The sequence below is a fragment of the Perlucidibaca sp. genome, from assembly GCF_057084925.1.
On sequence record NZ_JBXMRC010000024.1, the window covers coordinates 1 to 11,723 of the forward strand.

General features: G+C 50.9%; 7 protein-coding genes. 6 read left to right on the plus strand and 1 reads right to left on the minus strand.

The window, feature by feature from the left end; translation table 11 throughout:
• A partial coding sequence (mfd, locus tag AC14IB_RS06965) for a transcription-repair coupling factor (RefSeq protein ID WP_484231206.1) occupies window positions 1–3,181 on the minus strand: 3,181 nt, incomplete at its 3' end.
• Window positions 3,182–3,394: 213 nt separating this feature from the next.
• On the opposite strand from mfd, the gene AC14IB_RS06970 reads away from it, so the two are divergent.
• The 6 genes from AC14IB_RS06970 (at window position 3,395) to AC14IB_RS06995 (ending at window position 11,711) form a co-directional block, all read left to right on the plus strand.
• A complete protein-coding gene (locus tag AC14IB_RS06970; protein ID WP_484231207.1) occupies window positions 3,395–5,449 on the plus strand; it encodes a TonB-dependent receptor family protein in 2,055 nt (684 codons plus the stop codon).
• Between the two features lie 2 nt (window positions 5,450–5,451).
• Window positions 5,452–6,879 (plus strand): hypothetical protein, encoded by a 1,428-nt coding sequence (locus AC14IB_RS06975; RefSeq protein WP_484231208.1) that lies wholly within the window; start codon window positions 5,452–5,454, stop codon window positions 6,877–6,879.
• An 89-nt stretch (window positions 6,880–6,968) separates the two neighbouring features.
• Window positions 6,969–8,870: a PAS domain-containing sensor histidine kinase gene (locus tag AC14IB_RS06980; RefSeq protein WP_484231209.1), complete on the plus strand. Its 1,902-nt coding sequence runs from the start codon at window positions 6,969–6,971 to the stop codon at window positions 8,868–8,870.
• Window positions 8,870–9,271: a response regulator gene (locus AC14IB_RS06985; protein ID WP_484231210.1), complete on the plus strand. Its 402-nt coding sequence runs from the start codon at window positions 8,870–8,872 to the stop codon at window positions 9,269–9,271. Before AC14IB_RS06980 ends, AC14IB_RS06985 begins: the two co-directional genes overlap by 1 nt.
• A 35-nt stretch (window positions 9,272–9,306) precedes the next feature.
• Window positions 9,307–11,355 (plus strand): pilus assembly protein TadG-related protein, encoded by a 2,049-nt coding sequence (locus AC14IB_RS06990; RefSeq protein ID WP_484231211.1) that lies wholly within the window; start codon window positions 9,307–9,309, stop codon window positions 11,353–11,355.
• A 26-nt stretch (window positions 11,356–11,381) separates the two neighbouring features.
• Window positions 11,382–11,711 (plus strand): hypothetical protein, encoded by a 330-nt coding sequence (locus tag AC14IB_RS06995; protein WP_484231212.1) that lies wholly within the window; start codon window positions 11,382–11,384, stop codon window positions 11,709–11,711.
• Window positions 11,712–11,723 lie beyond the last annotated feature (12 nt).

The following is an 11,723-nucleotide window of genomic DNA, read 5'->3' on the forward strand; positions in this document are numbered from 1 at the left end:
CTTGCAGCTCGTCCAGCGCGTCGTCGCAGGCGGCATTACTGATGCGCTTGTAGAGCATCAGGCGGTTATGCACATCGGGCAGATAGTCCTCGGGAATCAGCGCCGACAGGCGCAGATTGATGTCAGCGCCGAGCGTGAAGGGCTGGTCCATGTTCGGTGTCTTGCCGCTGCGGATGGCCTTCACCGCGCGATCGAGCATCTCCATGTAGAGCGTGAAGCCGACGCTCTGGATATTGCCACTCTGGTCTTCGCCGAGCAGCTCGCCGGCACCGCGAATCTCGAGATCCTGTGAAGCCAGTGCGAAACCGGCACCGAGGTCGTCGGCGGCGGCGATGGCGTCGAGGCGCTTCTGAGCGTCGCCACTAAGGGCTTTTGGCGGCGGCGTGAGCAAGTAGGCATAGGCCTGATGGTGCGAGCGCCCAACACGGCCACGCAGCTGGTGTAGCTGGGCTAGGCCGAGCTTGTCGGCTCTATCCATGATGATGGTGTTGGCGCTGGGCACGTCAATGCCGGTTTCGATGATAGTCGAGCACACCAGAATATTGTGCTGCTTGTGATAGAACTGCTGCATGACTTGTTCCAGCTCGCGCTCGCGCATCTGCCCGTGGGCGATGCCGACGCGCGCCTCTGGCACCAGTGTCATCAGTTCCTGCGCGCACTTCTCGATGCTATCCACCTCGTTGTGCAGGTAGTAGACCTGACCGCCACGCAGCAGCTCGCGCAGGATGGCTTCCTTGATCACCGCCGGGTGCGTTTCGCGCACGAAGGTCTTCACCGCGAGGCGGCGTGCCGGCGGTGTGGCGATGATGGACAGGTCGCGCATGCCGGCAAAGGCCATGTTCAGCGTGCGCGGAATTGGCGTGGCGGTCAGCGTCAGCATGTCGACTTCGGCACGACGCTGCTTCAGCGCCTCCTTGTGGCGGACGCCGAAGCGGTGTTCTTCATCGACGATGATGAGACCGAGCTGCTTGAATTGTAGCTCCTCACTGAGCAGCTTGTGCGTGCCAATAAGAATGTCGATGCGCCCATCGGCGGCGGCGTCCATGGCTGCTTTTTGTTCCTTGGCAGTTTTGAAGCGGGACAACACTTCAATGCGCACCGGCCAATCGGCAAAACGGTCACAGAAGTTCTCATAGTGCTGCTGGGCGAGCAGGGTGGTCGGCACTAACACGGCAACCTGCTTGCCATCCTGTACGGCGACAAAGGCGGCGCGCATGGCGACCTCGGTCTTGCCGAAACCCACATCGCCACAAACGAGTCTATCCATGGGGCGCGGCGAGCGCATGTCGGCGATGGTGGCGAGGATGGCATTGGCCTGGTCGGCGGTTTCCTCGAACGGGAAGCCGGCGCTGAACAGGGCGTAGTCGCCCTCATCAAATGGGAAGCCATAGCCTTTGCGGGCGGCGCGACGCGCATAAAGATTCAGCAGCTCTGCAGCGGTGTCATGCACTTGCTCAGCGGCCTTGCGGCGAGCCTTCTGCCATTGCTCCGTACCTAAACGATGCAGTGGCGCCATGGCGTCATCAGCACCCGCGAAGCGTGAAATCAGCTCCAAGCGTGCCACGGGCACATACAACTTAGCCTTGTCGGCGTATTCCAGTAGTAAAAACTCTTGGGTTTGTCCGTCCATATCCAGCGTGGTTAGGCCTTGGTAGCGGCCCACGCCGTGCTCAAGGTGCACCACCGGTGCGCCCGGCTGTAGCTCACTGAGGCTGCGGATGGCCAGTTCGTCTTGGCCGTCGGCCGATGTTGCCTTACGACGCCGACGCTGTTGTACACGCTGACCAAAGAGCTGCGACTCGGCGACTAAAGCAAAGCCATGGCTCCCCGAGTCACCCAGCAGGCCTTGTTCCAACGGCGCAATGGTGATGCACAGCGGCGCTGGGCTGGCGAGGAAGGCTTGCCAGCTATTTACGGGGGTCGGTTTTAACTCCCAGCGGTTAAGCAAATCACTGAGGCTTTCACGACGGCCAGCACTTTCTGCGCAAATCAGTACGCGGCGCTGGCCTTGCTGTTCCGCAACAAAATGGGCTAAAGCCTGTATTGGCCGTTCGGCCTTGGCTTCAATGGGCAGCGCAGGTGCCAGAGTAAAAGGCAGATTTAGGACACCAGCGCGAGGCGCTACGGGTTCCGCTTGCAAGGTAATGCGCGGAAATTGGTTGACCTCACTGAACCATTCGTTTTCGCGTAGGAACAGTCGTTCAGGCGCGAGTAATGGGCGCGTACTGTCGCCACGGTACTGCTCGAAGCGGTCATTCACTTCACCGCGAAAGGTGGCGAGCTGCGCCGGTGCCAGCGCTTCCATCAGCATCAGGCTGTTGGCGGGTAGGTAGTCAAAGAGCGTGCCAGTCTGCTCGAAGAACAGCGGCAGGTAGTACTCAATGCCGTTGCCCGCAATACCGCTGACCACATCTTGATAGATCGAGCAGCGTTTCGGGTCGCCGCTAAAGCTGTCTGCCCACTGATCGCGGAAGCGGCGGATGCCGGCCCTATCCAGCGGAAACTCGTGGGCGGGCATCAAGGTCAGTTCGGTGATGGCTTCTACGGTGCGCTGCGTTTCCACATCGAACAGGCGCAGGGTATCGATCTCGTCATCGAAGAGCTCGATGCGCACCGGGTGTTCAGCACCCATGGGGTACAGGTCCACAAGACTGCCGCGCACGGCAAATTCGCCATGCTCGTAGACCGTGTCTACAGTGCGATAGCCTGCTGCTTGTAATTGTGCCCGAGTATCTTCCAATGTCAGCTTTTGACCACGCTTCAGACTGACGGCCTGGCCGAGCAGCCAATTGCGTGGAGGCAGTCGGTGTGCACAGGTGCTGACCGGCACCACGAGGATGCCGCGAGTCGCGGAGGGCAACCGTGAAAGCACCTGCAACCGCGTAGAAATAATGTCTTGATGCGGCGAGAACTGGTCGTAGGGCAGGGTTTCCCAATCGGGAAAATGCCAAATCGGCAACGTAAGGTCATCGCCCAGAAAGAAGCGTAGCTCCTCTTCAAGACGGGCGCCGGTTTGCGTGCTGGCGGTAATCATCACGACCAAGCCATTGTGCTGCTGAACGGTCTGAGCCAGCGTGAGCGCGAGCGCAGCCCCCGTGAGCTGGCCCCATTGCCGACGATCATCGGCACGCTGAGGTAGGTCAAGGGCAGGCAGAGCAAGGGCGGTATTCAATGACGACATCGGGCAGTTCCGGCTAAGCAGCATCAGCGATGAAATGACAAAAGGCCGCAACGGCGACCGGCTCCGAGTGTAGCGCAAGCCCAGGCTGGGTGGCACTGCGACAGCGTACATGGCCACGTTGGCGCATATCGGTGCGACAATATGTCGCAGGTGGAGCTGACTTAAGCTGCATACAATCCGGCCCATACTTTCATCAGTCGGACCCCAATAATCATGACGCATGCACTCACTTTATCGCCTCTTGCCTTAGCCGTTTCAACCGTAGCGCTAACGATTTCGGGGGCGACGTGGGGCATGCACGAGACCGTCGTTGAGGTTTCTGTTCCGCTGGAGCAACAGTCGGCGTTTTCGGTGACGCCGGCGCAGGCATTAAGTGAGCTTCAGCGCACCGCAGGCGGGGTTACGGTGGTGGATGCTCAGCATTACCTCACCGGTCGCGCAGGGACGATGGAAGACACGCTAAAACTCGCCACGGGTGTGTTCATTCAGTCGCGATTCGGTGCTGATGAGGCCCGCGTGTCTATTCGTGGCTCAGGATTGCAACGAACCTTCCATGGGCGCGGTTTGATGTTGTTGCAAGATGGCGTTCCGCTAAATCTCGCCGATGGTGGCTTTGATATGCAGGCCATTGAGCCGCAGGCGACCCGCTACATTGAGGTTGAGCGTGGTGCGAATGCCTTACGTTATGGCAGTAGCACCTTAGGTGGGGCCATTAATTATGTATCGCAAACAGGCCGTACCGCACCGCCGCTGGTGTTACGCGCCGAGGCCGGCAGCTTTGGCTATCAGCGCTATCAGGCTTCGGTGGCAGGGCAGCAGGGTTCTGTAGACGGCTATGCCTCGTTTAGCCATATCGAGCAGGATGGCTTTCGCGATCACGCGCGTCAACGCAACCAACGCTTGGTTGGAAATTTGGGCTGGCAGCTCGCGCCCCACATTGAATCGCGGTTTTATGTCACGGCCGTCGATACGGATTCAGAGCTGCCAGGTAATTTGACTTATGCCCAGCTGAAAGCGAACCCGCGTATGGCTGATGCGCTCAGTGTTATTCGGGATGCCAAACGTGACTTTGCCCTATACCGTTTGGCTAATCGCACGGCGATAACTCATGACGATAATAGCCAAACCGAAGTCACTAGTTATGCCGCAAAGAAATACCTATTTCACCCATTGGGCTTCGCGCGCCTCGAGCAAGAAAATAGAGATCTTGGGCTGGGCTTGAGGCATAGCCGAAATACCCAGTGGCTAGGCATGACTCAGTCTCATGTGCTGGGAGGTAATTGGCGCCGAGGTTTAACGCTGGATGAGCAGTGCACATACGGTGGTGCTCCGGCCACAACTCATCCGTGCACAACGAAAACGAAATCTAACAAACTCACCGCGAATAACCTTGAGCTGTATGGCGAGTCGCGCTGGGCATTAACACCCGCCACGACAGTTTCTCTCGGTGGCCAATGGACCGATGCTCAGCGCAAAGTGGCCCCTGGTGATGTCCCGCAAGTGCCGTTCTATGATCAAGACTACCGTCGTTTCTCACCCAAATTGGGTGTACTACATCATCTCACTTCATCACTGGATGTGTATGCCAATGTCAGTGCTAGCTATGAGCCGCCCAGCTTTTCAGAAACCACGGCAGGTGCCACCTTCAATAAAGCGCAGCGTGCCAGAACTTATGAGTTAGGGGCCAGAGGGTTAACACAGCTCAATTTCGCCAAGTTGAGCTATGACCTCAGCGTGTACCGAGCGCAGCTTCGCAATGAACTATTAGCACTGACTCAACCCATGAGCGGCCCTGCTCAAACCGTGAATGCGGATCAAACAATACACCAAGGTGTTGAAGCTGGGCTGTTGGCTGAAGCGGAAAAATGGCGTGCTCAGGCCAGTTACCTCTACAACGATTTTAAGTTCCAACGTGATGCGCAATTTGGCAACAATCGCATCGCAGGCTTGCCGGACCAAGTACTTTCAGCCGAGTTTGCGTTACGACTGCCAAAGCAAATGTGGTTAGGTCCTACCTTGCGCGCCGCCTCGCGAGCTTGGGTTGACCATGCCAATACCCTAGCGGCTCCCGGCTACAGCGTGTTTGGCGTCAAATTGAATCAGACGCTTTCACCCGGACTTTCTTGGTTTGTTGAAGGGCGCAACCTCGGTGATAAGCGCTATGCCGCCACCACTGGCGTGATGCGTAACGCCGGCGGTAATGATCAGGCTCAATTCGCACCCGGCGAAGGTCGCGCCGTCTATTTTGGCGCAAGTAAGGCTTTTTAATCATGCGTGAGCAGTTAATGCGTTGGCATCGTAGGTTGGCAATTCTGGCCGTGGTTCCTTTATTGGCGTGGTCGCTGACCGGTTTGCTGCATCCATTGATGTCGCGTTGGCAGCCCTCGGCGGTGGCAATGAAGCCGCCGATGGATCTTGTGCTTTCACCGGTAGACAAGCCTTGGAGCGACTTGCCAGCTCCAGCTATCACCCTGCCTGATGGCTTGCAGTTACGCGAATTACGGGCGCTCACGTGGCAGCAACGTCCCTATTGGATGGTGCAAACAGCTTCGGGGGAAAGACATTACTACGAGGCTGAAAGTGGTCAAGCTGCCAATATTGAGCCGGCCATTATTCAAGCTCTAGCCCGCCACTATACGGGTGTAAAATCCCCAATCTTAAGCGTTCGTGAAATCACTGCGTTTGATGATGAATACGCATTTGTGAACCGATACCTACCGGTTTGGCGAGTGGCGTTTGATCAGCCAGATGGCTTAGTTGCCTTTATTGAGCCACGCAGCTTTCAGCTCACAGGCCTTACCGATACGTGGAAAACACGCTTTAGCTTTCTGTTTTCAAATTTACATAGTTGGAAGTGGTGGCCCCACGAACCTAGCCGTGATGTAGCCATGGTGAGCTTTTTGTCTACAGCCATATTGCTGATTTTGAGTGGGCTTTTGCGCGCTAGGGCAATGAAAGTAAGGCCGCTAACCACGAAAACCACGCGTTGGCATCGTCGCATCGGTTGGTGTGTTGCGGCAGCTGCTTTGGCATGGACTAGCAGTGGCATCTTTCACCTCTTAGCCATTAACAAGGGCAGTCCAGCATTCGCCACCTACCCACTAACGCATACGTTCAATAGCGATGAGCTAACTCATCGCGCGCCCTCAATTCATAACGAGTTTGCGCGCTTACAGATTGTGGCAACTTCGGCTGGACCACTCTGGCGTGAATGGGGTGTGCATTCAAACGCCCACGTGCAAATAGCTAATCATGAGCATCATTCAGGGGCAAAAAGTCCACCCCATCTACTCGAAACCTATGCTTCCGCACGAACCGGGGAGGTTGTGCAGCCTACTGAGTATGTGCGTGAACTGACCGCTTCAGCGAGCCAGCAAGCGAAGTGGCTTAGTACGGAAGCCATCACCCAATTCACATCAGAGTATGGTTTTGTGCAAAAGCGACTGCCGGTCTATCGGGTCATGTTCGAGGGTGAGCTTTCGGTCTACATAGATCCCGCAGATGCTGCAGTAGCCGCTGTGGTTAAAAATGTAGATCGAGCGGAAGGGTTTAGTTTTGCCTATCTGCACAAAGGCCATTGGTTTGACTTTCTTGGAAAGGATGCGCGGGATGCCATTCTCGCACTATTCGCCTTATCGATATTTGTGATGGCTAGTACGGGCATCATCTTGTTACGAAGGGCTCGTCATTCACTGTAACTGATCTACATCTCATTACAGATCTGCACCATACAGACCCGTCTTAGCTGTTTTAGTGTAACGCTAGAACCAGTGTAAGACGGGGCGACATGAAACCTGATTTAGTGAATGCAGTTTTAAACTCCTCGACTGAGCTCGCGATTATTGCGACATGCCCAGATGGCATTGTTCAGGTGTTCAATCGGGGAGCAGAGCTGATGCTGGGCTATAACGCCGATGAAATGATTAATAAAAATACACCGGCTATTTTTCATGATGTGAAAGAAGTAGAGGCATATTCATCGGTATTGTCTGCGAAATACCAGCAAGAAATTAACGGGTTTAACGTTTTTGTGTTTGAGCCAACGAGGCAAGGGCATGAGTGCCGTATGTGGACTTATCTTAGAAAAGACGGAACTCGTTTAACTGTTAACTTAACCATTACACCAATGAAAAACGAATCAGGCGAAATCATTGGATACATGGGAATTGCGCAAGATATAACTAAAATACGCTCACTTGAAAGTGAATTACTAATTAGTGATCAGCGGTTTAGTGATGCATTTCACTCCGCTACCCATGGTATGGGCTTGGTATCGATAGAGGGACGCTGGCTGGATGCAAACGCTGCACTCTGTAAAATTTTTGGCTATGAAAAAAATCAACTATTATTATTGGATTTTCAAAGAATTACGCATCCAGATGATTTGGAGCAGGACTTAGAGCAAGTTAGGCAGCTACTCGCGGGAGATATTCTAAGCTACCAATTGGAAAAGCGCTATTATCACTCTAATGGAAGCTTGATTTATGCGCTATTAAGTGTCTCTTTGGTTCGAGACCTGCAGGGAGTTCCATTATATTTTGTTTCACAAATACAAGATTTAACGACTAAGAAGGAAGTTGAGCTTCAATCTGAGGCTAGGCAACGGTATTTGCAGCTAGTGCTGGATGCTGTGGCTGACGGAATAATAACGTTAGATAAAAATCTGGTTATTGAAAAATATAACCCGGGTGCAGTAAAGATATTTCATTCGTTTGATGATGATATTTCAAATGTATCAATTTTGAACTTCATATCGGAAGGTGATAAGCAGCGCTTCTCAAGATTTTGTGTTGATTTTTTACTGGATATGAAGCAAAGCGCCTCACGTGTCGAAGTAGAGGGTGTAAGAAAAGATTTAAGTACATTTGAGCTCGAATGTCATATTTCTAATCTTCTTATAGACGAAGAGCCTAAAGCCGTACTCGTGATAAGAGATATTACCCAGCGTAAGCGTACCGATCAAATGAAATCAGAGTTTGTCTCTACGGTAAGTCACGAACTCAGAACACCTTTAACAGCCATTAAAGGATCGTTAGAACTGATTAGTCTAGGTGCCGTGGGTGATTTGAATAAAGACATTGAACCTGTTATGGACGTTGCAATCAGAAATACTTTAAGGCTTTCAAGTTTGATTAATGATCTTCTCGATATTGATAAGTTGGCATCAGGTAAGTTGGAGCTTAATCTAAAAGAACAAAGGCTAATGCCTATAATTGATGATGCTATTGCACTTAACTCAAGGTTTGCTGAAGATTATAAAGTTAATTTTGAGCTTGTAGAAGGTTATGACTGCTGGGTTAATGTAGATTCACAGCGTCTACAGCAAATACTAGCAAACTTCTTGTCTAATGCTGCAAAATTTTCTCCTCTGAATAGTCAAGTGGATATAACAGTTTATGCTGTTGGAGAAATGGTCAGAATTTCTATTAAAGATAATGGACCAGGTATTAGTGAAGATTTTAAATCAAAGCTTTTTACCAGATTCTCTCAAGGGGATGGCTCTGATAGAAGAAGAAGTAGCGGGACAGGCTTAGGTTTGGCGATTTCTAAGGAGTTGGCCGCTGCCATGAATGGCAAAGTAGGATGTATTAGTAAAATTAAGCATGGAAGTACTTTCTATATTGATTTGCCATGCAAATCTGCAGGCGAAGTTAGGCCTAATCTTTCACATTTACGGGAGGTCAGCTAATGAATACGTCCACACTAAAAAATGTACTTCTTGTTGAGGACGAATCTGATATTCGACTCTTAGTGACCATGACGCTTTCCCGCTTAGGCGGACTAGATGTACATGCTGAGCCGTCTGGCAAAGGTGCTATAAGTTATTTAGCTGAAGGTAATCATCCGGATTTAATTGTGCTAGATGTCATGATGCCTGAAATGGATGGAGTGCAAACATTTGAAGCCATTCGAGCAATGCCAGGCTATGAAGATACGCCAGTTTGTTTTCTAACAGCAAAAGTACATCCAGAGGAAATTAAGCGATGGCATGAATTAGGCATTAATGATGTGTTGTCTAAGCCGTTTAGCCCCGCGTTGTTACCGAGTCAGATTCAAGCCTGTTGGAGCAAGTGGCAACAAGCACATTAGTGCTTTTGCTGCTTTAAAGGTGGTTGGAGGCATGTATGAGATCTATACGCAATAGAGGATATATTACAGTCGTTTCGCGAGAGAAAGGCGCTGTATTGTTTCTGGCGGTGGGTTTCATGATGCTTGCTGTGCTTAGTCTGGCCCTGGTAGTCGATACAGGTCGACTCTATATATCAAAGCGCAACTTACAACGAGTGGCTGATATGGCAGCCATCGAAGTACTTGCGCGTAAAGGCAAATGTTCAGATCAGACAGCCACACAATATGCACAACAAAGCTTAACAAGGAACAATTTTGTTCTTTCAGCGACCAACACCCTTTCGGTTAGTTGTGGTCAAGTTGGTACTACTCTGGGTATTAGAGAGTTAATATCAAGCCCTATTGGTGCATTTGATACAGCAGTTCGAGTCGTTGTACGAGAGTCAGTTGCTGGAAGTCTTATCGCAGGTGGTATTTTTAAAGATAAAATTACCATGGAAGCGAGTGCGGTAGCGACGAATAGTGGGTCCGGTCTAGCTGCTTTAACACTCAAGAGTACTTTATTAAATGTTAATATTACCCAAAATAGTCGAGCGCAACTCCTAAGCAGTATTTTCGGCGGCATGTTAGGTGGAAATTTAAATATCTCAGTCGGCGCGTGGAATGGCCTTATTCATACGAATATAGATATTTTTAAATTCCTTGATAAGTTGGCAATTAATGCGGGCCTATCGGCCGGTAATTATGAAGATGTTCTAACTACCAATTTTACGACTGGCGAATTAATTCAAGCAGCTATTGATGTTATTGATGACCAAATTGGTACACCTCAGGTTACGATTAATGCTTTAGATGCTATCGTAGCATTAGATGAGTTGCTTGTTGCATCACAAGTTGCGCCTACTGATTTGAATGTAGGGCAGTTAATTAGGCTGCAAAATGGCGGTAGCTACACAGGCGCTGCAGCTGAGCTACAGTTATTTCACCTAGTTCAGGGAATTATTCAACTAGCCAACAAAAATAATGCTGTAACAGCGACTATTCCGATCACAGTAGGCGGTACGACGATAGATGTTAAATTGAAAGTCATCGAGCCACCTCAGTTGACCTCGATTGGTGATCCTGAGCTTGCGCGTGCTGAGTCTCATCTTTCAGTTAATGATAGTCCCAATAGAATTTATGTCAGATCCGCCCAAGTTAGGTTGTTGATGTCGGTGAATTTAAGCAGCACGCTTACGAGCATCGTTAATACACTGCTAAGTACATTGAATGGGACGCTGTCTTCGCTCACTACACTACTCAATAATTTGTTATCGCTTAATCTCAATGGCGTACTCGGATCTGTTATCTGCGTAAGCTGTCAGCAGACGTTTGCAGACCCACTTATCCTGCCCCCTACGTTTCGCTTTGATGTGAACTTAGATGTGGGTGCAGGTGAGGCGAGAGTCACGGATTACTCATGCGGTGTAACAAATAAGTCGCTCTCGGTGAACACAAAAACTGCCGCGACGAATTTACGCATCGGCAGTATGGGGAGTAGTGCCGCTAATGCACAAAGTTTAGTTTTTGCAAGCACATCAGCACCGACAGTAAACCCTATCGCACTCATTGATATTGGCAAAAAGCAATGCACAGTGACATGTTTGCTCGGCATTTGCAGTACCAGTAACTGCGTGCGAACGCCCTATGCTGGTGGCGGCTTAGGCCTGAAGGCGGATGTGCCAGTGGCACAAACTTCTGCTTTACTTGTTTATCAAACGCCGGCCTCGAGCAACTTACCAGAGCTGTATGAGGCTCCCGCATTTCAGTCCTTATCGTCTCAGAATATTATTGACAGTCTGACCAGTACCTTAGCCGGGCCTACGATCGAAATGTATCAGCCTTCGGGTGGTGGGAATGGATTAGGCAATCTCTTGGTGGGGGCAGGAACTACTATGGACGCCGTCATTGTTCTGTTAAAACAAGCTGTCAGCACCGTTCTCTCGCCTCTTTTGTCCCCGCTAACGACCATGCTGGTGAATAATTTAGGTATTGATTTAGCCACAACAGATGTTGGTGCAACGATGAGCTGCGGCAGTAGTGGTGGTGTAAAACTAGTACGTTAATTTTAGACGGCGTCTCGGAAACGTTTATGGCTTCTGATTTAGTAGATGATGCGGAATGGCAGCAGATGTTGGCCGAGTTTAATCGCCATTTCTGGTGTAAGCGCGCCCCTGCCTTTTTTACAGCATGGTCAGAGAGTCAACAGATTGAACCTGCGCAGTGGTTACCCGCGTTAAAGCTGAGTATTCATGGTTTAGCAGGCGTAGCAGCACTGGTGGATCAAGAGCGTGTGGGGGATATGGCACGTGAAATTGAACGCCTATGGGATACCGATGGTCCGAACACTGCGCTTACGCCTTTGATTCAAGACTTGTCAGATACGTTGATGCGATCGAAGTTGTTGCATGACGGCGCTTGATCACACAAATAC